Raw genomic sequence first — 22,761 nt, 5'->3', positions numbered from 1 at the left:
CCCCGCCGCCGCCGGTGCCAGCGATGCCGCCGGAAGCCCCGTCTGCCCCGGGGCCCGTATTCTGGCTCTGGCCGCCCGCGCCGCCGATCCCGATGACGCCGCCGCCGGCGCCGCCGAACTGCGTCTGCGCCGCCGTGGGCGGCGAGGCGAGGAGCGCCGGAACCGCTACGACGCTCACGCAGGCCAGCAGGTGTGACCGCAAGCGTTTCGGCCTGCCTCGTTCCGCGCCGCGCCGTGCCCCGGTCATGCGATCCCCGCCTGCAAACCAACTGACCTACAATCAAAAGCAGGAGCCTGCTAGCTCTCCTAGTCCTTTCCGACCAAACCCGTCATTTTGCCCGGGCACGTGTCCGGCCGGTAACGCGTTCCGAGGTCGGGCCAGCGAGAGGCGGTGACGAAGGAGCACCGCCCACATGACCCGGGCGCGGCGGATCTACGAGGGCAAGTTCGTCGCCCTCCCGGTCCGCCGGATCGGCTGAATCCGCTCGCCCTTCGGCGGCGTTGACAGCGGCGGGTGCGGGGGCTTTGGTGGCGCCCGCCATTGTCCCGGGCGGACCCGCGATCCTCGCCGAACCCCTTGCGGCGCTTCGCGATCGTGCCCCGCCGCGCAAAGAATCCGGACCCATGATCGAGAAAACCTACCAGCCCGCCGCCATCGAGGACCGCATCTCGGCCGCCTGGGAGGCGGCACAGGCGTTCCGGGCCGGACGGCCGGACCGTGCCAACGCCGCGCCGTACTGCCTCGTCATCCCGCCGCCCAACGTCACCGGCTCGCTCCACATGGGGCACGCCCTCAACAACACGCTCCAGGACGTGCTGGTGCGGTTCGAGCGGATGCGCGGCAAGGACGTGCTGTGGCAGCCCGGCACCGACCACGCCGGCATCGCCACCCAGATGGTAGTCGAGCGCCAGCTCATGCAGCGCAAGGAGCCGTCGCGCCGCGAGATGGGCCGCGAGGCGTTCCTGGAGCGCGTGTGGGCCTGGAAGGCCGAATCCGGCGGCACCATCGTCAACCAGCTCCGCCGGCTCGGTGCCTCCTGCGACTGGTCGCGCGAGCGCTTCACCATGGACGAGGGGCTTTCGCGCGCGGTGCTTAAGGTCTTCGTCAAGCTCTACGACGACGGGCTGATCTATCGCGACAAGCGGCTGGTCAACTGGGACCCGAAGCTCCTCACCGCCATCTCGGACCTCGAGGTGCAGCAGGTCGAGATCAAGGGGAATCTCTGGCACATCCGCTATCCGGTCGAGGGCACCAGCGAGTTCATCACGGTCGCGACGACGCGGCCGGAGACCATGCTGGGCGACACCGCGGTCGCCGTGCATCCGAGCGACGAGCGCTACCAGCACCTCGTCGGCAGCCACGTGGTCCTGCCGCTGGTCGGCCGCCGCATCCCGATCGTCGCCGACGAGTACTCGGATCCGGAGAAGGGCACAGGCGCCGTCAAGATCACCCCGGCGCACGACTTCAACGACTTCGAGGTCGGCCGCCGGCACCATCTGCCGCTCGTCAACGTGCTCGACACCGAGGGGCGGCTCGACCTCGCCGAGAACGCGGCGTTCCTCGACAAGGTCGAGATGAGCGAGGCGCTGCGCGAAACGATCGCGCTGCACGGGCTCGACCGCTTCGAGGCCCGCAAGAAGATCGTCGAGCGGCTGGAGACCGAGGGCCTGCTCGAGAAGATCGAGCCGCACACCCACATGGTGCCCCACGGCGACCGCTCCGGCGTCGTCATCGAGCCGTTCCTCACGGACCAGTGGTACGTCAACGCCAAGGCGCTCGCCGTCCGGGCGATCGACGCGGTGCGCGACGGCTCGACCGTCTTCGTCCCGAAGACCTGGGAGAAGACCTATTTCGAGTGGATGGAGAACATCCAGCCGTGGTGCATCTCCCGCCAGCTCTGGTGGGGTCACCAGATCCCGGCCTGGTACGGGCCGGACGGCAAGGTGTTCGTCGCCGAGACCGAGGAGGAGGCCGTCTCCCGGGCGCTCGCCTACTACGCCGAGACCGAGGCGATCACGCCCATGGAAGGGCACGACATGGCGCTCGATCCGGACAGCCGGGCGCCGTTCCTGATCCGCGACGAGGACGTGCTCGACACCTGGTTCTCCTCGGCGCTGTGGCCATTCTCGACGCTCGGCTGGCCGGACGAGACGAAGGAGCTCGCGCGCTACTACCCGACGAGCGTGCTCGTCACCGGGTTCGACATCATTTTCTTCTGGGTCGCCAGGATGATGATGATGGGACTTCACTTCCAGGACGAGGTCCCGTTCAAGACCGTCTACATCCACGCGCTGGTCCGCGACGAGCGCGGACAGAAGATGTCGAAGTCCAAGGGCAACGTCATCGATCCGCTCGAGCTGATCGACCAGTACGGGGCCGACGCGCTGCGCTTCACGCTCGCCGCCATGGCGGCGCAGGGGCGCGACATCAAGCTGGCGAAGTCGCGGGTCGAGGGCTACCGCAACTTCGCGACCAAGCTGTGGAACGCCAGCCGCTTCGCCGAGATGAACGGCTGCGTCACGGTGCCGGGCTTCGATCCGCGTGGCGCGACCGAGACGCTCAACCGTTGGATCGGCCACGAGCTCGCCCGCGCCGTCGGCGACACCACGGCGGCGCTGGAGGCCTACAAGTTCAACGAGGCGGCAGGCAGCGTCTACCGCTTCGTCTGGAACGTCTATTGCGATTGGTACCTGGAGCTCGCCAAGCCGGTGCTGCTCGGCGCCGACGGGCCGGCCAAGGACGAGACACGCGCCATGGTGGCGCATGTGCGCGACGCCATCCTGCGGCTCCTGCACCCGTTCATGCCGTTCGTCACCGAGGAGCTGTGGACCGTCACGGCCGAGGGCGGTCCGGCCCGCGACGGTCTGCTGGCGCTCGCCCCGTGGCCGTCGGCCGAGGGGCTGGAGAACCCCGAGGCGGAGGCCGAGATCGGCTGGGTGATCGACCTCGTCACGGCGATCCGCTCGGTGCGGGCCGAGATGAACGTGCCGCCCGCCACCAAGCTGCCGCTGGTGCTGACCGGCGCGGCCGAGACGTTCGAGCGGGCGCGGCGCTGGTCCGATGTGATCGAGCGGCTCGCCCGGCTGGAGAGCATCGGCCACGCCGCGGCGGCCCCCAAGGGCGCCGTGCAGCTCGTCGTGCGCGGCGAGGTTGCCGCCATCCCGCTCGCCGGCGTGATCGACATCGCCGCCGAGAAGGCTCGGCTGACCAAGGAGAAGGCCAAGGCCGAGGCGGACATCGCCCGGGTCGACAACAAGCTCGCCAATGCCGACTTCCTGGCCCGCGCCCCCGAGGAGGTGGTCGAGGGCGAGCGCGAGAAGCGCGAGGAGGCGGTCGCCCGCCGCGACAAGATCCTCGAGGCCCTGGAGCGGCTGAAGGACGCCTGAGGCGGGTTTCCGGACGTCCGCCGCCTGTCCTCCGCCCTCGTCCTGAGGAGCCCGCGCAGCGGGCGTCTCGAAGGGCGTGGGCGGCCCCGGGCCATCCGCCGGGTCATCCGTTCGCATCCTCGCTCGGGGGCCACATGGTTCGAGACGCGCCCCGGTGGGGCGCTCCTCACCATGAGGGGATGGGGGGCACCGCTGGTCCGCGCCCCTCGCGTGCGCTCGCCCGCCGGTGCATGGCGGCAATCCTGCAAATCCGTGGAATTCCGTCTGTTTCGACGCGCGTTTGACGGTATCTTGCGCCGCATCGACACGCCTTCGGACCGCCGCGCCTTTTTCGGGCGCCGGGGCCTTCCCCGTCTGCTCGGCGTCCGACCCCGATTTCTGGAGTGCCGCATGAAGCTCGTCACCGCCGTCATCAAACCCTTCAAGCTCGACGATGTCCGCGACGCCCTCACGGCGGCCGGCACCCAGGGCATGACCGTCACCGAGGTCAAGGGCTACGGCCGCCAGCGCGGCCACAAGGAGGTCTATCGCGGCGCCGAGTACGTCGTGGCCTTCCTGCCCAAGATCCGTATCGACGTGGTGGTCGACGACGAGCGGGTCGAGCGGGTGATCGAGACCATCCGCGGCGCCGCCCGCACCGACCACATCGGCGACGGCAAGATCTTCGTCACCCCGATCGAGCGGGCGCTGCGCATCCGCACCGGCGAGGTCGACGGCGACGCCCTCTGACGGGCTTCGACGACGCGGCTCCGCGCCGACCGACGGAACCCCGATACGCCTCCGGCGCTTCGACGATTGTCACCGGGGCTCCCGGGGGACCGTCGGAGGCGTCATGCGCATCTTTCTTGCCGGAGCGACCGGGGTGATCGGGCGGCGCCTGGTGCCGCTGCTGATCCGCGACGGTCACGAGGTCACCGGGACCACGCGCCTGCCGGAAAAGGCGGAGGCGCTGGCGCGCGCCGGTGTGCGGCCCGCCGTGGTCGACGTGTTCGACGGCCCGGCGCTCGCCGCCGTCGTCGAGAAGGCGCGGCCGGACGTCGTCGTCCACCAGCTCACCGATCTGCCCGACCTGCTCGATGCCGAGGGGCTGAACGAGGCGCTGGCCCGCAACGCCCGCATTCGCATCGAAGGGACCTGCAACCTGGTCGCCGCCGTGCAGGCGGCGCGGGTGCCGCGGCTCGTCGCCCAGAGCATCGCCTTCGCCTATGCCGAGGGGCCGCGCCCCTACACGGAAGCCTCGCCGCTCGCCGCGGCCGAGGAGGGGCCGCAGGCCGTGACGGCGCGCGGCGTCCACGCCCTGGAGGAGCTCGTCACCACGATGCCGGGCTTCGACGGGCTCGTGCTCCGCTACGGCCGGCTCTACGGGCCCGGCACCTGGGCCGAGACGGCGCCGGCCGGCGCGCCCCTCCATGTCGACGCCGCCGCCGAAGCCGCCCGGCTCGCGATCACCCGCGGCGCACCGGGCCTCTACAACATCGCCGAGGAGGACGGCGAGGTCGCAATCGACAAGGCGCGCGCCGAGCTCGGCTTCGATCCGGCGTTCCGGATCGCCGCGTCGCCCTGACCTCCGCGGTCGTGCCGTCGGACGGCGCGCCGTCGTCACGCTCCACGAAACGGCTTGCTGAGGAACGGCGAGCCCTTCAGCCCGTAGCGCCACGGCTTGTCGGCCGCTTTGGTAATGCCGATGCGCGGGCCGGCGACGATCTCGGGCGTGCTCCGGCGGGCCAGCAGCACGAAGGGCGGGGCGTCGAGTGGCGCCCCGTCGAGCGCCCGGGTGATGCCGAGCGCCTCGCAGAGGCGCCCCGGGCCGGCGCAGAGCAGGCGATCGGCGGCGACGCCGCGGCGCGCCCGCATGGTCTCGATCCCCTCCGTCGGCGCGATCGCCCGGATCAACACCGCGCTGGCCGACCCCTCCGCCTCGCACACCGCGTTCACGCACCAGTGGATGCCGTAGGATCGGTAGACGTAAGCGTAGCCGGGCGGGCCGAACATCACGGCGTTGCGGGGCGTGCGGCCGATGTAGCTGTGCGCCGCCGGATCCGTGTGGTGATAGGCCTCGACCTCGACGATCGTGCCGCCGACGCCGTCGACCAGCAGCGTCGCGCCGATCAGATCGGGCGCGACGCGATGGACGCTGCGATCGAAGAAGCCGCGATCGAGCCGCTGCGGGGCGCGGCGAGCGGGCGGGGCGGTCCGCGTCATGGTGAACGAAAGCTCGACGAAATCGGTGGTTTCGGCGGGTCTGCTTTGACGGTCCGTCGACTCGTCGTGTGCATAGTTCGCGACGGGGCGACGGGGTCTTTTCGCACAGCGACACGACGACAAAGCTGCGCGCTCCGCAAGCCGTCTGTGCACCCGTGACCACAGCGTGTGTCACTACAGCAACAGGGGATCAACATTTCCGTGACCGGGCCTGTGGCAAGCCTAAACGCCTATTTTCCGCCACACGCCTCCACGATTTCGAATGGGTCAAGATCGCTGACCTCGGTGCACGAACGTTCCGGTCGCAAGCGGTCTCGACAGGGGACACGACGCGCGATGGATGCCAGGACGGACCTGAAGAGCAGGTTGCCCAGCCGGCACGTGACCGAGGGTCCCGAGCGCGCGCCGCATCGGTCCTACTACTACGCCATGGGCCTCACCAAGCAGCAGATCCACCAGCCCTTCGTCGGCGTGGCGAGCTGCTGGAACGAGGCGGCGCCCTGCAACATCGCGCTGATGCGCCAGGCCCAGGCGGTGAAGAAGGGCGTCGCTGCGAACGGCGGCACGCCGCGCGAGTTCTGCACCATCACGGTCACGGACGGCATCGCCATGGGCCACGAGGGCATGAAGTCCTCGCTGCCGTCGCGCGAGGTGATCGCCGACTCGGTCGAGCTGACCATCCGGGGCCACGCCTACGACGCGCTGGTCGGGCTCGCCGGCTGCGACAAGTCGCTGCCCGGCATGATGATGGCGATGTGCCGCCTGAACGTGCCGTCGATCTTCATCTACGGCGGCTCGATCCTGCCCGGCACTTTCAAGGGCCGTCCGGTGACGATCCAGGACGTGTTCGAGGCGGTCGGCCGGCACTCGGTCGGCGACCTCTCGGACGGCGACCTCGACGAGCTCGAGCAGGTCGCGTGCCCGTCGGCCGGCGCCTGCGGGGCGCAGTTCACCGCCAACACGATGGCGACCGTCTCCGAGGCGATCGGCCTCGCGCTGCCGTACTCGGCCGGGGCGCCGGCCCCTTACGAGATCCGCGACCGCTTCTGCATGACGGCCGGCGAGCAGATCGTCGAGCTGATCCGCCGCAACATCCGGCCGCGCGACATCGTCACCCGCGAAGCGCTGGAGAATGCCGCCGCGGCGGTCGCCGCGACCGGCGGCTCGACCAATGCGGCCCTGCATCTGCCGGCGATCGCCAACGAGTGCGGCATCGCCTTCGACCTGTTCGACGTCTCCGAGGTGTTCAAGCGCACCCCGTACATCGCCGACCTCAAGCCCGGCGGCCGCTACGTCGCCAAGGACCTGTTCGAGGTCGGCGGCATCCCGCTCATCCTGAAGACGCTGCTCGACCACGGCTTCCTGCACGGCGACTGCATGACCGTGACGGGCCGCACCATGGCGCAGAACCTCGCCTCGGTGGCCTGGAACAAGGCCCAGGACGTCGTCCTGCCGGCCAACCGGCCGCTGCTGGCGACCGGCGGGGTCGTCGGCCTCAAGGGCAACCTCGCCCCGGACGGCGCGATCGTGAAGATCGCCGGCCTGGAGAGCCTGACCTTCACCGGGCCGGCGCGCTGCTTCGACGGCGAGGAGGCCTGCTTCGAGGCGGTGAAGAAGCGCCGCTACAAGGACGGCGACGTGCTCGTCATTCGCCACGAGGGTCCGCAGGGTGGCCCCGGCATGCGCGAGATGCTCGCCACCACGGCCGCCCTCTACGGGCAGGGCACCGGCGGCAAGGTGGCGCTGATCACCGACGGCCGCTTCTCCGGCGCCACCCGCGGCTTCTGCGTCGGCCATGTCGGGCCGGAGGCGGCGGTCGGCGGTCCGATCGGCCTCCTGCGCGACGGCGACATCATCGAGATCGACGCCGAGGCCGGCACCCTGAACGTGAAGCTCTCCAAGGCCGAGCTCGATGCCCGCCGGGCCGAGTTCAAGCCCAAGCGGCCGACGGCGACGTCGGGTTACCTGTGGAAATACGCCCAGCAGGTGGGATCGGCGCGCACCGGCGCCGTCACTCATCCGGGCGCCGTGGCCGAGAAGAAGTGCTATGCGGACGTCTAGGCGTATCGGCATCCTGGTCGCAGTCGGCTTGGCCCTCGGGCTGGGCAGCGCGGTCGCGTTCGATGCCACGCGCGGCCCGGTGGGGCCGGTGACCCCGGTCGGCCCGGTCGGGCCCGTGCAGGTGGCGCCGGCCGTGAGCATCGACCTGTTCCCGCGCGGTGCCGCCATTCTGGCGCCCGGCACGCTGCAGGCCGCCCCGACGCTGCGCAACCTCACCCCGGTCGAGGCGTTCCGCTCGGGCGCCCAGGCGCTGCGCGCCGGCGACACCAAAAACGGCCTGTCGTCGCTCGAATACGCCGCCGCCAGCGGTCACCCGATCGCCCAGTGGAAGCTCGGCCGGATGTATGCCGAGGGCGACGGCGTCAAGCAGGACGACGTGCGCGCCTTCGAGTACTTCCGCGAGGTCGCCGACGCCTATGCCGACGAGAGCCCCGGCACGCCGCGCGCCCGCTTCGTCGCCAACGCCTTCGTGGCACTCGGCAACTACTATCTCGACGGCATCCCGAACTCGGTCGTGAAGTCCGATCCGGACCGCGCCCGCGAGATGTTCACTTACGCGGCTTCCTACTTCGGCGACCCGGACGCCCAGTATCACCTCGGCCGCATGTATCTCGAAGGGTTCGGCGGCGTGAAGGACGCCCGCCAGGCGGCGCGCTGGCTGCAGCTCTCCGCCAACAAGGGCCAGTACCAGGCCCAGGCGATGCTCGGCGCCATGCTGTTCAAGGGCGAGGCGATACCGCGCCAGGGCGCCAAGGGCCTGATGTGGCTGACGCTCGCCCGCGACGCCGCGACCCCGCAGGAGGCCTGGATCACCGACCTGCACGCCGCCGCCTTCAAGACCGCCACCGAGACGGAGCGCGCCAAGGCGCTCGCCCATCTCGAGCACTGGCTGCGCGGCGGGCGGAAGGAGTAGGGCGGAGCGGGCGCCGCGTTCAGGTCGTCGGCAGGAACAGCGACGCATAACAGGTCGGTAGACAGACGCGCCGCAGCCGCTCGTCGAAGCTGACGAGCTTGGCCTCCCTCTGCTCAGCCAGCGCCACGTAAAAGCAGTCGTAGACCGAGTGCCCGAGCGCGATGGCGATCGACAACGCTCGCTCGGTCAGGGCGGAGCAGGGGACCAGCTCGTCGAAACCCGACGGCGCCATGGCGAGCATCTCATGGGCCAGGCTCTCGTCGAGCCCTTCGAACTTCCACAGTTTCCAGATCACGCTGGCGATCTCGGCGACCACGAGATCGGGTGCGATCAGGTGGTTCTGCCCGTGACCGAGGAGGCGGTCGGCCTCCTCTGCGCGCGCGAGACGAAGCAGCCGATGCGCCGCGACGCTCGCATCGACGACCAGGATCACGCCAAGTCCTCGTCGCGCCCCGATCGGACCAGGGCCTCGACATCGACATGGCGGAGGTCGGGCAACTTTTCGCGGAGGCGTCGCGAGTGTTCGAGCCTCTCCTCGGGAGACAACGGTGCTTCCGGCGCTGCCGCGGCGAGCACCTCACGCAGCTCTTGTTCCAGCGACCGCCCGTTCAGCGCGGCGCGGCGTTCGAGGCGTGCGATGACGGCGTCGTCCAGATTGCGGACCAGGATCTCGCCCATCTCGTCCTCCGATTGCGGTCGCCGCCAGCATAGCACGATCCGCGGCCTTGCCGTGGCGCGGGCGGCGCTGCCCTCGAGTGCGAGCCGGTGTCCTCACGCCGCCTCGAGCGCGAGGTCGCACCACACCGGGACGTGGTCCGAGGGCTTGTCCCAGCCGCGCACGTGCTTGTCGATCCCGGCCGATTCCAGGCGGTCGGCTGCCTGTGGTGACAGCAGCAGATGATCGATTCGCAGGCCGAGGTTCTTCTGCCAGCACCCCGCCTGATAGTCCCAGAACGTGTAGAGGCCGGGCGCGTCGGAGCCGGCCCGGATCGCGTCGGTGAAGCCGAGCGCCTTCAGGGCCGAGAACTTGTCGCGGGTCTGCGGCAGGAACAGCGCGTCGCCGGCCCATGCCTCCGGGTTGGGGACGTCGATGGGGTTGGGCAGCACGTTGTAGTCGCCGGCCATCACGAACGGCTCCTCCAGCGCCAAGCGGTCGCGCGCATAGGCGGAGAGCCGGTCCATCCAGCGCAGCTTGTAGGGGTACTTCTCGGTGCCCACCGGATTGCCGTTGGGAAGGTACAGACAGGCGACCCGCACCACGCCACCCGCCCCGGTCGAGACGACGCATTCGAGGAAGCGGGCATGATCGTCGTCCGGATCGCCCGGCAGCCCCGGCGTCACCTCGTCGAACGGGCGGCGCGACAGCAGCGCGACACCGTTGAACGTCTTCTGGCCGTGCACCGCGACGTTCCAGCCGGCGGCCTCGATCGGCTCGCGCGGGAAGGCGTCGTCGACGCACTTGATCTCCTGCAGGCAGACGATGTCGGGCTGCCGTTCCTGTAACCAGGACAGCAGGTGATCGAGTCGCTGCTTCACCGAGTTCACGTTCCAGGTCGCGATCCGCATCGTTTTCTCCTGCGCCTCGCACTTGCGATACAAGGCGCGCCGTCCCGATTACAATTTCGCAATCATCATACCGGATTGCTGCTTCGATTGTCGCGGTATGCTAATTGCTAGTCGGTGACAATGCTGACGCCGCCGGCCACTCGTTCGAGGCACCCCCTTGGCCCTGTCACCGACCGCGCGCGGGTTCGTCGAAACGTCGATCATCGCGGCGATGATCGACGGTCGGATGATCATCGCGGCGTCGGCGCGACGCAACACGATCCGACAGGGCGGACGGCGCCCCTGTCGCACGGCATCCGAACACACAGGTAAGCCATGATCCGACGGCGGGCTCTCTGGGTTGTGGTGGGTGTGCTGGCCCTCGCGGGCAGCGCCTTCGCCGTGCAGTGGCTCGGTGCCGAGAAGCCCGCGAGCCAGCCGGCCCGCGCTGCCGCCGGGCCGCGCGCCATCGCGGTCGAGACCGCGCTCGCGGTCCACAAGAAGACCCCGGTGACGGTCGAGGCGCTCGGCTCGGTGACGCCGCTCGCCAGCGTCGCGGTGCGCACCCGCATCGACAGCGAGATCGTCGGCATCCATTTCGAGGACGGCGCCGTGGTCAAGAAGGGCGACCTCCTCGTCACGCTCGACAGCCGCGCGCTCGAAGCCCAGATCCGGCAGGCCGAAGCGCAGCTCGCCCGCGACAAGGCGCAGCTCGAAGGCGCCGAGCGCGACCTGCGGCGCTACACCGAGCTGGTCGCGCGGGCGGCCACGCCGCAGACCAATCTCGACAACGCCAAGACCCAGGCCGACGTCTACCGGGCCGCGATCCTGGCGAGCCAGGCGACCATCGACAATCTCAAGGTGCAGCTCGGCTTCACCACGATCCGGGCATCGATCTCGGGCCGCATGAGCCAGGCCAACGTGAAGGTCGGCAATCAGGTGCGCACCGCCGACCTGACGCCGATCGCCACCATCAACCAGACGGCGCCCGTCTACGTCTCCTTCACGGTGCCGCAGCGCCTGCTGCCGCAGATCCGCGCCGCGCTGACCAACGAGGACGCCACCGTCGAGGCGGTCATCCCGGGCGAGACGCGCCGCGCCCGCGGCCAGATCGCCATGATCGAGAACACGGTCGACGCGGCGACCGGCATGGCGACCATCCGGGCCACTATGCCCAACGCCGACGAGCTCCTGTGGCCGGGCACGCTGGTCATGGCGCGGCTCACGCTGCGCATCGAGGATGCCGTCACGGTGCCGGCGACCGCCGTGCAGGTGAGCCAGCAGGGCAGCTTCGTCTATGTGGTGAAGGACGGAGTCGCCAAGGTGCAGCCCGTCACGGTGCTGCGCGCGAGCGGCCCCGAGACGGTCGTCGAGACCGGCCTGTCGGGGGGCGAGACGGTGGTGACGGCCGGCCATCTGCAGCTCACCGACGGCGCACGCGTCACGGTCCGCGGCGAGCAGCCGCCCCGCAAGGCCGGAGCCTAGACGCACCCGAGAACGAGAATCGGACGCCCGCGAAAAACGCGTCGATGCCGCCCGCCGGCGGCCCGCCAGGAGACGGACCCCCGTGAAGATCTCGGAGACCTGCATCCGCCGCCCGGTGCTGACGACGCTGATCACCGCGTCGATGATCGTGTTCGGCATCTTCGCCTATCGGCTGCTCGCCGTCGCCGCACTGCCGACCGTCGATTATCCGACCATCGCCATCACGGCGACGCTGCCGGGCGCCAGCCCCGAGACCATGGCGGCCTCGGTCGCCTCGCCGATCGAGCGCCAGCTCTCGACCATCTCGGGCATCTCCTCGATGACCTCGATGTCGTCGCTCGGGACGACGTCGATCACCATCCAGTTCGATCTCGGCCGCGACATCGACGGGGCGGCGCTCGACGTCCAGACGGCGCTCTCGGTGGCGCAGCGGCGGCTGCCGATCGAGATGACGACACCGCCGAGCTTCCGCAAGGTCAATCCCGGCGACTTCCCGATCCTCTACATCAGCCTGGTCTCGTCGACGCTGCCGCTCTCCACCGTCAACGACTACGGCGAGATCACGCTCGCCCAGCAGATCTCGCAGATCCCCGGCGTCGCCCAGGTGCTGGTGTACGGCGCGCAACGCTTCGCGGTGCGGGTGCAGGTCGATCCGGTCGCCGCGGCGGCCCGCAACATCTCGCTCGAGGACATTCGCAACGTCGTCGCCAAGACGAACTCCAACACGCCGGTCGGCACTATCTCGGGCACCGACCAGAACGTGACGCTGACCGCCACAGCGGCGATGACCAAGGCGGCCGACTACCGCAAGGTCGTCGTCGCGTTCCGCAACGGCACGCCGGTCAAGCTGGAGGACGTGGCGCGCGTCGTCGACTCGGTCGAGAACGATCGCATCGCGAGCTACTTCAACAACGAGCGCGCGATCGTGCTGGCCATCCAGCGGCAGCCCGCCGCCAACACGGTCGCGGTGGTCGATGCGGTGCGCGAGCGTCTGCCGAGCTACCGGGCGCAGATCCCGGCGGCGATCCGCATGGAGGTCCTCAACGACCGCTCCGTCTCGATCCGCGAGGCCGTCTACGACGTGCAGGAGACGCTGGCGATCGCCATCGGCCTCGTCGTGCTCGTCATCTTCCTGTTCCTGCGCACCCTGCCGGCGACCATCATCCCGGCGCTCGCGGTGCCGATCTCGCTGATCGGCACCTTCGCGGTGATGTACGCGCTCGGCTTCTCGATCAACAACATGACCATGCTGGCCCTGACCCTGTCGGTCGGCTTCGTGGTCGACGACGCGATCGTCATGCTCGAGAACATCGTGCGTCACATCGAGGGCGGCATGCGGCCGTTCGAGGCGGCCCTGAAGGGCGCCCGCGAGATCGGCTTCACGATCGTGTCGATCACGTTCTCGCTGATCGCCGTGTTCATCCCGGTGCTGCTGATGGGCGGCCTCGTCGGCCGGGTATTCCGCGAGTTCGCCGTCACCATCGCGGTGGCGATCGTGATCTCCGGCTTCGTGTCGCTGACGCTGACCCCGATGCTGTGCGCCCGCGTGCTGCGCGGCCATCACGGCGACCAGAAGCAGAACGTGGTGCTGCGGCTGTTCGAGCGCGGCTTCGAGGGCATGCTGCGGGCCTACGAGGTGACGCTCGACATCGTGCTGCGGCACAAGCCCGCCGTCCTGGTCGTCACGCTCGCCACCATGGTGGCGACGGTGTGGCTCTACGTGATCGTGCCGAAGGGCTTCTTCCCGGTCGAGGACACCGGCTTCATCTCGGCGACCGTCGAAGGCCCGGCCGACATCTCGTTCAAGGCGATGCAGGAGCGCCAGCGCAAGATCGCCGAGATCGTCCGCGCCGATCCCGCGGTCGCCTACGTGAACTCGACGGTCGGCGTCGGCGGCCCCAACCCGACCCCGAACTACGGCCGCATGTTCATCGCGCTCAAGCCCAAGAAGGAGCGCGGCGAGAACGCCACCGCCGTGATCCAGCGGCTGCGCCGCGAGACCGGCAAGGTCGTCGGCATGGCGACCTATTTCCAGAACGTCCAGAACATCAACATCACGGGCCGCATCTCGAAGAGCGAGTATCAGTACACGCTGCAGTCGAGCGACACGGCCGAGCTGTACCGGGTCGCGCCGGAGCTGCGCGAAAAGATCGCGGCGCTGCCGGGGCTGCGCGACGTCACCACGGATCTCTACATCTCGAACCCGCAGATGACCGTGGAGATCGACCGCGAGCGCGCCGCCTTCTACGGCATCTCGGTCGATCAGGTCAGGCAGGAGCTGTTCAACGCCTTCGGCACCCGCCAGGTCGCGACCATCTACACGCCGTCGAACGACTATCAGGTGATCCTCGAAAGCCTGCCCGAGGTCCAGGCGGACCCGTCCGGGCTCGAGCGCATCTTCCTGAAGACCAATGTCAGCGGCGCGGCCGGCAACACGCTGACGCCCGGCGGCGGCGTCACCGGCAACACGGCGGCCAACGGCCCGTCGATCCCGCTCTCCGCCGTCACCCGCATCGTCCCGACGGTCGGCCCCCTGCAGGTCAACCACCAGGGCCAGCAGCCGGCCGTGACGATCTCGTTCAACCTCGCGCCCGGCTCCTCGCTGGGCCAGGCCGTCGACGCGATCCGCGAGATCGAGCGCGAGTCGAACCTGCCGGCCTCGATCGCCACCGGCTTCCAGGGCTCGGCCCAGGTGTTCCAGGAGTCGCTGCGCGGGCAGGGCGTGCTGGTGCTCGCCGCCGTGTTCGCCGCCTATGTGGTGCTCGGCATCCTCTACGAGAGCTTCATCCACCCGATCACCATCATCTCGGGCCTGCCGTCGGCCGGCGTCGGCGCGCTCTTGATCCTGATGGCCTTCGACATGGAGCTGTCGGTGATCGCCATGATCGGCATCGTGATGCTGGTCGGCATCGTCAAGAAGAACGCCATCATGATGATCGACTTCGCGATCGAGCGCCGGCGGGTCGGGCTCGGCGCCGAGGCGGCGATGCGGGAAGCCTGTCTGTTGCGCTTCCGGCCGATCATGATGACCACGTTCGCGGCGATCTTCGGCGCGCTGCCGATCGCGCTCGGCACCGGCGCCGGGGCGGAGCTGCGCCAGCCGCTCGGCGTCGCCGTGGTCGGCGGCCTGATCTTCTCGCAGCTCCTCACGCTCTACATCACGCCGGTGATCTACATCTATCTCGACAAGGTCGATCGCCGCCTGAAGAAGCGCCTGGAGCCGCAGCTCGCGCCCGTCCGCGAGGGCGAGCGCGCCCCGGCCGCGGCCGAGTAGGAGCGGGCAGGGCGGGGGAGGCACCGGCAGGGCGGCTACGCCGCGCGCCGTCGCGATCTGGCACGCGAGTTGCCCTGTCGGGTCCAAAACCCGGACCCTGAAAGGACCGCCATGCTCTCGCGTCGACCCGTTCCCGCGCTCGTCCTTCCCACGCTCGCCCGCTCCCTTGCCCCCGCGCTGATCGGCCTCCTGGCCGCCGCGGCGACGCTCGCGCCGCTGCCGGCCGCCGCCGAGACCCCCGCCGCGACTCCAGCTCCGACCTGGCCGACCAAGCCGGTGCGGGTGGTGATCCCGTTCGGCGCCGGCAGCGCCACCGACGTGGTGCCGCGCGTCGTGCTGGAGCAGCTCTCCGCCCGCATGGGCCAGACCTTCGTGGTCGAGAACCGCGGCGGCGCCGGCGGCACGCTCGGCTCGGCTGCGGTCGCCAAGGCGGAGCCGGACGGCTACACGCTGCTCGCCAACTCCTCGGCCCACACCATCACGCCGGCGCTCTATCCGAACCTCGGCTACGACGTGACCAAGGATTTCGTCGCGCTCGGCGTCATCGGCAGCGTGCCCAACGTGCTGATCGTCGCGCCGTCGTCGGGGCTGGGCACGGTCCAGGACTTCGTCGCCGCCGCCAAGGCGAAGCCCGGCGACTTCACCTTCGCCTCGGTCGGCATCGGCTCGGCCGTGCATCTCTCGGCCGAGCGGTTCCGCGCCAGCGCCGGCTACCAGGCCGTTCATATTCCGTTCAAGGGCGGCGCCGAGGCGCTCACCGAGGTGATCGCCGGCCGCGTCACCTACTATTTCTGCCCGATCTCGACGGCCCTGCCGCACATCAAGGCCGGCCGCCTGAAGGCGCTCGCGGTGTCGAGCCCGACCCGCGCCGCCGCGCTGCCCGACGTGCCGACCACGCTCGAGGCCGGATTCCCGAACTCCGACTACACGGTGTGGATCGGCTTCTTCGCCCCGGCGAAAACGAGCCCGGCGATCGCCGAGACCTTCCACCGGGAGCTCGTCGCGGCGCTCACGAGCCCCGTCCTGAAGGAGAAGCTCACGCAGATCGGCGTCGAGCCGATGCCGATGAGCCCGACCGAGTTCGCCGCGCAGGTGCGGCGCGAGGTCGGCGAGTACGGTGCCTTCGCCAAGTCGATCGGCATGACGATCAACTGAGCTGCCGCGCGAGGCCGGCGGCGATCCCCGCCGCCGGCCTTCACCCCGTCCACCGTCGTCGCAGCGGGCGATCGGCCTCGGGGCCGATCGGATCGATCCTTGAACACTGTCGGTTTTTGCGAGCGCCGATGACAATTTTTAATCCCTGAGGAGTAATGCTTTATCCGCATGCATGCTGGCCCGGGCCGTGTTAGCCGGACGCTCCGGCATGCCGACCAGGTTGGAACGCGATGCCCGTCGAGTCGTCCCTCGCGTCCGTCGAGCGCCGTGCCGCGGCCTTTGCCGAGTGGGTGCGCAAGCTCAGGCGCGGCCTTCCGGTCCCGCGGCTCACCGCGGTCGAGTCCGGTCGCTGCGTCGACCCGTCGACCGATCCGCTCGCGGCGCTCGCCGTCGAGCTCGATCTCCTCGCCGCGCAGATCACCCGGCGGGAAGCCGAGTTCGAGCGCCTGTTCGACCTCGTCCACATGGTCGACAAGGGGGTCGGGGTCGACGACGTGCTCGACCGCATCTTCGACTGGTTCGTCGACCTGATCCCCTACGACCGCATCGGCTGCGCCTTCGTCACGGCCGACGGCACCCATCTCACGGCCCATTGGGCGCGCTCCCAGCTCGGACCCGTTCAGATCACCAGCGGCTATTCGCAGCCGCTCGCGGGGTCGAGCCTCGCCGCCGTGCTGGCGCGGGGCGAGCCGCGCATCCTCAACGACCTCGAGGCCTATCTGGCCGACCATCCCGAGTCCGACTCGACCCGCCGGATCGTCCGCGAGGGCGGCCGCTCGAGCTTCACCTGCCCGCTCGTCGTCGGCGAGCGGCCGATCGGCGTGCTGTTCTTCACCAGCCGCGAGGCGAACACGTATCGCGAGATCCATCAGGCGATCTTCCGCCAGATCGCCGCGCAGGTGTCGATCGTCATCGAGAAGAGCCGGCTCTATCAGGACATCGTCGAGCACAATCGGCGCCTGCAGGAGGAGCGCGGACGCCTCGCCGAGGCGGCGATCCGCGATCCGCTCACCGGCGCGCTCAACCGCGGTGCGATCATGGATCGGCTCGCCGCGGCGCTGCGCGACGCCGGCCACGGCGACACGGTCGGCATCGTCATGGCCGACATCGACCGCTTCAAGTCGATCAACGACCAGTGCGGCCACGCCGCCGGCGACGCCGCGCTGGTCGAGTTCACCCGCCGGCTGGCGGCGGCGTTGCGCGAGGGCGATCTGATCGGTCGCTACGGCGGCGAGGAGTTCCTGCTGGTGCTGCCCGGCATCGGGGCGGAGGCCGTCCGCACCGCGGCCGAGCGCTTGCGCCGGGCCGTCGCCGCGACCCCGTTCGACCTCGGCGGCGAGGTGCGCACAGTCACGGCGAGCTTCGGCGTCGTCGCCGTCAAGGCCGAGGACGGCCCGCCGGCCGAGTTGGTGGCGGCCGCGGACCGGGCCCTCTACGTCGCCAAGAACAGCGGCCGCGACAAGGTCGTCGCCGGCTGAGATTCGTTTCAGCGTTTCAGCGCGGCAGCGCGTCGATGCGCAGCGCGTCGGTGCTGATGAGCAATGTCGTCCACTTGGCGATGTCGGCATCGATGTAGCGTGCGAACGCGGCCGGCGAGGTCGGCTGCGGCGTTGCGCCGAGCGCTGCCAGCCGGTCGCGTAGGTCCGGGCGCTGGAGCAGGGTGCCGACGTCGTCGGCGATGCGGGTCACGGCCGCGTCCGGCGTACCGCGCGGTGCGAGCAGCCCGAACCAGCCGACCGACTCGAAGTCCGGCAGGCCGGATTCGGCGATCGTCGGGAGTGCCGGGAAGCTCGGCGAGCGCGTCTTGCCGGTCGTCGCGACGGCGATGAGGCGGCCGTCCTCGACGGTCTCGTGGATGGTCGGGGGCGGCGCGAACAGAAGGTCGATGCGGCCGGCCAGCAGCTCCTGCATGGCGGCGCCGGTGCCGAGCAGCGGAACGTGTTCGAGCACCACGGCGGCCTGCTGCTGGAACAGCACCCCGGTGAGATGCGACGCCGCCCCCGATCCGGACGAGCCGTAGCGCAGCGGACGACCGGCCGCTAGGCGGTCGCGGGCGAGCCGGATCAGCGACTCGACCGTGGTCGCTTCCACGGCGGGGTGGAGGGTCAGCACATAGGGCGGGGCGGCGACCAGCGCGATCGGAGCGAAGTGGTCGGTGACGCGGAACTCTGACGCGAGCCCGCCGTCGACGCCGCTCGCGGCTGCCATCAGGGTTCCGGTCGATCCCATCAGGAGCGTGCGGCCGTCGGCCGGCGCCCGCAGGACGGCACGCGCCGCGATCCCGCCGGACGCTCCGGGCACGTTCTCGGCCGAGACGCTGCGGCGCCAGAGTCCGGCGAGCCGGGTGGCGATCAGGCGCGCCAGGATGTCGGTGCCACCGCTGGCGACCGCGGGCACGACGATCCGCACCGGACCGGCCGGCAGGTCGTCGGCGCGACCGCGCGACGCCGCGGCGACGGCTGCCGCCCCGAGGAGGGCCGAGCAAACGCGGCGGCGGTCGAGCATGGCAGGGCCGGGGTTGTGGCGCGTCGCACGGGCGCGCCATGGCTGCTGGCCATGGTGATACAGAAGGAGTCGCCAATTTCGGGTAAAGCGGCGACGAAGCCGAGGGCGCGGCCCACGCAGGGCAGCGCTGCACGGTCTGCAGCCGCAGGTCGGCCCGCGGTCGACCGGGGTCGTCGAGGCGACGGAGCGCGGGTCGGGCGTCAGATCGAGAAGCTCGTCCCGCAGCCGCAGGAGGCGGCGGCGACCGGGTTCCTGATCTTGAAGGCGGCGCCGATCAGGTCGTCGACATAGTCGATCTGGGCGCCCGCCATGTACTGTTGCGACACCGGGTCGATCAGCACGGTCGCCCCGTCGCGGGCCAGCACCAGGTCGTCGGCGGCCTTCTCCCGGTCGAGATCGAACTTGTACTGGAAGCCGGAGCAGCCGCCGCCTTCGACGCTGACCCGCAGCATCGCGCCGGCCGGCTCGGACGCGAGAATCTCGCCGATGCGCCGGACGGCGCTGTCGGTCAGGGTGATGTCCGTCTGGACAGCGTCGGTCATCGGGAAGCCCTTCGGGATTGCGGAAATTGCGTGGTCCGGCGCAAAAAAGGTAAGTGCTGGACCGGCAGGGGTCAATGTCCGGGGGAGCGGGAAAGGCCGTCATGGCGGTTCAGGACGCATGCGCGCGCGCGCCGTTCGCGGCCGATGCGAAGGCCGGCCGGGGGCGGCTCCATCCGGAGCCGCCGAGCCCGGGCCGCAGCGATTTCCGGCGCGACTGCGACCGGGTGATCCACTCGACCGCGTTCCGGCGGCTCGCCCACAAGACCCAGGTGTTCGTCTATCACGAGGGCGACCATTTCCGCACCCGGCTCACCCACACGCTCGAGGTGACCCAGGTGGCGCGCTCGATCGCCCGCCAGCTCGGCCTCGACGAGGACCTCGCCGAGGCCTGCGCGCTCGCCCACGATCTCGGCCATCCGCCCTTCGGCCATGCCGGCGAGCGGGCGCTCGACCGCTGCCTCGCCGCCCATGGCGGCTTCGACCACAACGCCCAGACGCTCGCCGTGGTGACCCGGCTGGAGCGCCGCTACCCGGCGTTCGACGGCCTCAACCTGACGTGGGAGACGCTGGAGGGGCTGGTGAAGCACAACGGCCCGCTGGTCGGCCCGCGCGTGCGACGAAAGTCGGGAGAGGCTTTGTGCGACGCAGCGTCAGCGCTGCCGCTGGTGATTCGCGATTATGATGCGGTGCACAATCTCGATCTGGCGACCTTTCCCAGCCTGGAAGCCCAGGTCGGCGCCATCGCGGACGACATCGCCTACGATGCCCACGACATGGACGATGGACTGCGGGCCGGCCTGTTCACGCTCGACGCACTGTCCGAGGTCGAATTTGTTGCGCACATCGTGGGGGACATTTGTGCGGAGCACAAGAAAATCGACCCCGCCCGTCTGGTCCACGAGCTGGTCCGCCGGATCATCACGGTGATGATCGTCGACGTGGTGGCCGAGACGCGCGCCCGCGTCGCGGTCGTGGCGCCGACCTCGGTGGCCGATGTGCGGGCCGCCGAATCACCACTGGTTGCATTCTCGGCCCCCATGGCGGCCGCCGACAAGGCCATCAAGGCCTTCCTGTGGACCCACATGTACCGGCATCCCCGCGTCATGCAGGTGATGACGGCGGCCGAGGGCGTGCTCGCCGACCTTTTCGGCCGCTACGTCGCCGAGCCCGACCTGCTGCCGGCCGAATGGCGCCACGACCTGCCGGACGGGCCGGGGGCGCGGGCGCGCCGGATCGCCGACTTCATCGCCGGGATGACCGATCGCTACGCGATCGCCGAGCATCGCCGGCTTTTTGACTCGACCCCGCATTTGCGTTAGGCCGCGGCCCGCAGCACCGCCCCGGGATAGAACCAAAATGCTTGATAGGACGAAAGAAACCAGCCACGTCTTCGCCGCCGTCCTGGCCCGGGTGCAGGCGGCGCTCGACGCCCTGGTCGCGAAGGGCGCGCTGCCGGCGGGCCTCGAGCGCGGGCGCGTGCTGGTCGAGCCGCCGCGCGACGCGAGCCACGGCGACCTCGCCACCAACGCTGCCATGGTGCTGGCCAAGGACGCCGGGCAGAAGCCGCGCGATCTCGCCGAGAGTATTGCCGAGGCGCTGCGCGGCGACGACTGGGTCCAGTCGGTCGACGTCGCCGGGCCGGGCTTCATCAACATGACGCTGAAGCCGCAGGTGTGGCGGGCCGCCCTCAAGGCGACCTTGCTGGCCGGCGCCGACTATGCCCGCGGCGTCCCGGGCGGGGCGCCCGTCAACGTCGAGTACGTCTCGGCCAACCCGACCGGCCCGATGCATGTCGGCCATTGCCGTGGCGCCGTGTTCGGCGACGCGCTCGCCAACCTGCTCGAGTTCGCCGGTCGGCGGGTGACGCGCGAGTACTACATCAACGATGCCGGCGCCCAGGTCGACGTGCTCGGCCGCTCGGCCTATCTGCGCTACCTCGAAGCGCTCGGCGACGAGATCGGCGCCATCCCGGACGGCCTCTATCCGGGCGACTATCTGGTGCCGGTCGGCCAGGCGCTGGCCCGCCGGTTCGGTCCGGACCTCAAGGACAAGCCGGAGGCCGAGTGGCTGCCGGTCGTCCGCAAGACCGCGATCGACATGATGATGGCGATGATCCGCGACGATCTCGCCGCCCTCAACGTCCGCCACGACGTGTTCTTCTCGGAGCGGTCGCTGATCGAGGGCGCGACCGACCAGGTCGGCGCCACCATCGCGGCGCTGCGGGCCGAGGGGAAGGTCTACGAAGGCCGGCTGCCGCCGCCCAAAGGGGCGCCGCCCGAGGACTGGGAGGACCGCGAGCAGACGCTGTTCCGGGCGACCGAGTTCGGCGACGACATCGACCGGCCGCTGAAGAAGTCGGACGGCTCCTACACCTACTTCGCCTCCGACATCGCCTATCACAAGAACAAGGTCCTGCGCGGCTTCGACGACCTGATCGACGTGTGGGGCGCCGACCACGGCGGCTACGTCAAGCGCATGCAGGCGGCCGTCAAGGCGGTGAGCGAGGGCCGCGCCGCGCTGGACGTCAAGATCGTCCAGCTCGTGAAGCTGTTGCGGGCCGGGCAGCCGGTGAAAATGTCGAAGCGGGCCGGGGACTTCGTGACACTTCGTGAAGTCGTGGACGAGGTCGGCAAGGACGCCGTCCGGTTCATGATGCTGTACCGCAAGAACGACGCCGTGCTCGACTTCGACCTCGCCAAGGTGATCGAGCAATCGCGCGACAACCCGGTCTTCTATGTCCAGTACGGCCATGCCCGCGGCCGCTCGATCTTCCGCAACGCGCGCGACACGCTGCCCGACATGCCGGAGGACTGGAAGGGACCGGCGGCGCTCAAGCTGTGGCTCGCCGGCGCGCCGCTCGACCGCCTCGACGATCCGGGCGAGATCGCGCTGATGCGCACCCTCGCCCAGTTTCCGCGGCTGGTGGAGGCGGCGGCGGCGGCGCACGAGCCGCACCGAATCGCCTTCTACCTGTACGATCTGGCGAGCGACTTCCACGCCCAGTACACGCGTGGTGGCAAGGACTCGCCACATTTACGGTTCATTATCCAGGATGATCCAACACTGACGTCGGCCCGTCTCGCGCTTGTTCAAGGTGTGATCACGGTGCTCTCCGTGGGGCTAGGTCTGCTCGGGGTCGAAGCGCCTGACGAGATGCGGTGACCCTCGCCGGCGCGCACGGACTGCGGTGATCCGGCCGCGTCCGCAGTGAAAGAGTGGCGCCGCGACCGGTGAGCTTTCTGGCATGGCGGAAGACCGATATCGGCGAACCGACGGTCCTGGCGCGACGGCTGCCCGTGCGGCCCCGCGCACCGATCCCGCGACCGATCCGCTGGTCGAGCTGGCCCGGCTGATCGGCCAGAACGAGCCCGTCGCCTACGAGCCGTCGGGCCGGGTCTCGCGCATGCGCGACGGTCTCGCCCGTGACGGCGTTTCCGATCGGGCGACGCGCGACGGCGTCGAGAGCCGCATCGAGCGCGGTCCCGCCCCGTCGCTCCGTCGCAGCGAGCCGGCCGCGCCCCGCCTGCCCGAGCCGCCGCAGCCCGACCCGGTGCCCTACGAGCCCGGCTATCCGGAGCCGCGCTTCGGCCGGTCGCCCTCCGATTACGCCCGCGGCGGCGGCGAGCCGCGCTACGCCGATCCGTCGCTCGACACCGATGCCCGCCATCCCGACCAGCGCTACAGCGGCTACA

18 protein-coding genes and 1 pseudogene are annotated in these 22,761 nt (G+C 70.1%); 13 read left to right on the top strand and 6 right to left on the bottom strand.

The window, feature by feature from the left end; genetic code table 11:
- The 4 genes from CCR97_RS31470 to CCR97_RS30915 all read left to right on the top strand — a co-directional run.
- The coding region (locus tag CCR97_RS31470; protein WP_207199640.1) for a hypothetical protein at positions 1-196 on the top strand (196 nt) is incomplete at its 5' end.
- A 428-nt stretch (positions 197-624) separates the two neighbouring features.
- The gene (locus CCR97_RS30925; protein WP_111356313.1) at positions 625-3,387 is read left to right on the top strand and encodes a valine--tRNA ligase; all 2,763 of its coding nucleotides are present in this window, start codon (positions 625-627) and stop codon (positions 3,385-3,387) included.
- Between the two features lie 390 nt (positions 3,388-3,777).
- Entirely contained in the window at positions 3,778-4,116 is a 339-nt protein-coding gene (locus CCR97_RS30920; RefSeq protein WP_111356312.1) for a P-II family nitrogen regulator, read from the top strand.
- Positions 4,117-4,219: 103 nt separating this feature from the next.
- Positions 4,220-4,951 carry an NAD-dependent epimerase/dehydratase family protein gene (locus CCR97_RS30915; RefSeq protein ID WP_111356311.1) on the top strand — a complete coding sequence of 244 codons (732 nt, stop codon included), beginning with the start codon at positions 4,220-4,222 and terminating at the stop codon, positions 4,949-4,951.
- A gap of 35 nt (positions 4,952-4,986) precedes the next feature.
- Here CCR97_RS30915 and CCR97_RS30910 read toward each other — a convergent pair whose 3' ends face one another.
- The gene (locus CCR97_RS30910; protein WP_111356310.1) at positions 4,987-5,589 is read right to left on the bottom strand and encodes a DNA-3-methyladenine glycosylase; all 603 of its coding nucleotides are present in this window, start codon (positions 5,587-5,589) and stop codon (positions 4,987-4,989) included.
- A 336-nt stretch (positions 5,590-5,925) separates the two neighbouring features.
- Between CCR97_RS30910 and ilvD the strand changes: the two genes are divergently transcribed.
- Together ilvD and CCR97_RS30900 are read left to right on the top strand one after the other, a co-directional pair.
- Complete coding sequence (ilvD, locus tag CCR97_RS30905) at positions 5,926-7,650, top strand: dihydroxy-acid dehydratase (RefSeq protein ID WP_111356309.1); 1,725 nt, start codon at positions 5,926-5,928, stop codon at positions 7,648-7,650.
- On the top strand, positions 7,637-8,563 hold the full coding sequence (locus CCR97_RS30900) for a tetratricopeptide repeat protein (RefSeq protein WP_111356308.1): 927 nt from the start codon (positions 7,637-7,639) through the stop codon (positions 8,561-8,563). Before ilvD ends, CCR97_RS30900 begins: the two co-directional genes overlap by 14 nt.
- 19 nt (positions 8,564-8,582) lie before the next feature.
- On the opposite strand, the gene CCR97_RS30895 is transcribed toward CCR97_RS30900, so the two are convergent.
- The 3 genes from CCR97_RS30895 to xth form a co-directional block, all read right to left on the bottom strand.
- Positions 8,583-8,996, bottom strand: a complete 414-nt coding sequence (locus tag CCR97_RS30895; RefSeq protein WP_170145743.1) for a type II toxin-antitoxin system VapC family toxin — start codon at positions 8,994-8,996, stop codon at positions 8,583-8,585.
- On the bottom strand, positions 8,993-9,241 hold the full coding sequence (locus CCR97_RS30890) for a FitA-like ribbon-helix-helix domain-containing protein (RefSeq protein ID WP_111356306.1): 249 nt from the start codon (positions 9,239-9,241) through the stop codon (positions 8,993-8,995). The genes CCR97_RS30895 and CCR97_RS30890 overlap by 4 nt, the downstream gene beginning before the upstream one ends.
- Positions 9,242-9,334: 93 nt before the next feature.
- A complete protein-coding gene (gene xth / locus CCR97_RS30885) occupies positions 9,335-10,129 on the bottom strand; it encodes an exodeoxyribonuclease III (RefSeq protein ID WP_111356314.1) in 795 nt (264 codons plus the stop codon).
- A gap of 351 nt (positions 10,130-10,480) precedes the next feature.
- Here xth and CCR97_RS30880 point away from each other — a divergent pair, with 351 nt between their 5' ends.
- The 4 genes from CCR97_RS30880 (at position 10,481) to CCR97_RS30865 (ending at position 17,500) form a co-directional block, all read left to right on the top strand.
- Positions 10,481-11,593 carry an efflux RND transporter periplasmic adaptor subunit gene (locus tag CCR97_RS30880; protein ID WP_245428767.1) on the top strand — a complete coding sequence of 371 codons (1,113 nt, stop codon included), beginning with the start codon at positions 10,481-10,483 and terminating at the stop codon, positions 11,591-11,593.
- An 82-nt stretch (positions 11,594-11,675) separates the two neighbouring features.
- Entirely contained in the window at positions 11,676-14,867 is a 3,192-nt protein-coding gene (locus CCR97_RS30875) for an efflux RND transporter permease subunit (protein ID WP_111356304.1), read from the top strand.
- 111 nt (positions 14,868-14,978) lie between these two features.
- Complete coding sequence (locus tag CCR97_RS30870) at positions 14,979-16,022, top strand: Bug family tripartite tricarboxylate transporter substrate binding protein (protein ID WP_111356303.1); 1,044 nt, start codon at positions 14,979-14,981, stop codon at positions 16,020-16,022.
- Between the two features lie 230 nt (positions 16,023-16,252).
- Complete coding sequence (locus tag CCR97_RS30865) at positions 16,253-17,500, top strand: GGDEF domain-containing protein (protein ID WP_111356302.1); 1,248 nt, start codon at positions 16,253-16,255, stop codon at positions 17,498-17,500.
- 16 nt (positions 17,501-17,516) lie between these two features.
- Here the strand turns inward: CCR97_RS30865 and CCR97_RS30860 are convergent, their stop codons facing one another.
- A complete protein-coding gene (locus tag CCR97_RS30860; RefSeq protein ID WP_111356301.1) occupies positions 17,517-18,527 on the bottom strand; it encodes a tripartite tricarboxylate transporter substrate binding protein in 1,011 nt (336 codons plus the stop codon).
- Between the two features lie 200 nt (positions 18,528-18,727).
- Positions 18,728-19,069 (bottom strand): iron-sulfur cluster insertion protein ErpA, encoded by a 342-nt coding sequence (gene erpA / locus CCR97_RS30855; protein ID WP_111356300.1) that lies wholly within the window; start codon positions 19,067-19,069, stop codon positions 18,728-18,730.
- 101 nt (positions 19,070-19,170) lie between these two features.
- On the opposite strand from erpA, the gene CCR97_RS30850 reads away from it, so the two are divergent.
- The 3 genes and pseudogenes from CCR97_RS30850 to CCR97_RS30840 all read left to right on the top strand — a co-directional run.
- Positions 19,171-20,388 (top strand): deoxyguanosinetriphosphate triphosphohydrolase, encoded by a 1,218-nt coding sequence (locus CCR97_RS30850; RefSeq protein ID WP_111356299.1) that lies wholly within the window; start codon positions 19,171-19,173, stop codon positions 20,386-20,388.
- Positions 20,389-20,425: 37 nt separating this feature from the next.
- Positions 20,426-22,231 (top strand): arginine--tRNA ligase, encoded by a 1,806-nt coding sequence (gene argS / locus CCR97_RS30845; RefSeq protein ID WP_111356298.1) that lies wholly within the window; start codon positions 20,426-20,428, stop codon positions 22,229-22,231.
- Between the two features lie 82 nt (positions 22,232-22,313).
- A pseudogene (locus CCR97_RS30840) lies at positions 22,314-22,761 on the top strand (hypothetical protein); the annotation flags it as partial.

The organism is Rhodoplanes elegans, assembly GCF_016653355.1.
In the GTDB taxonomy this organism is placed as follows: domain Bacteria; phylum Pseudomonadota; class Alphaproteobacteria; order Rhizobiales; family Xanthobacteraceae; genus Rhodoplanes; species Rhodoplanes elegans.
Note: the sequence above shows the minus strand (reverse complement) of the source record. Positions and strands in the feature narration are given on the sequence as shown.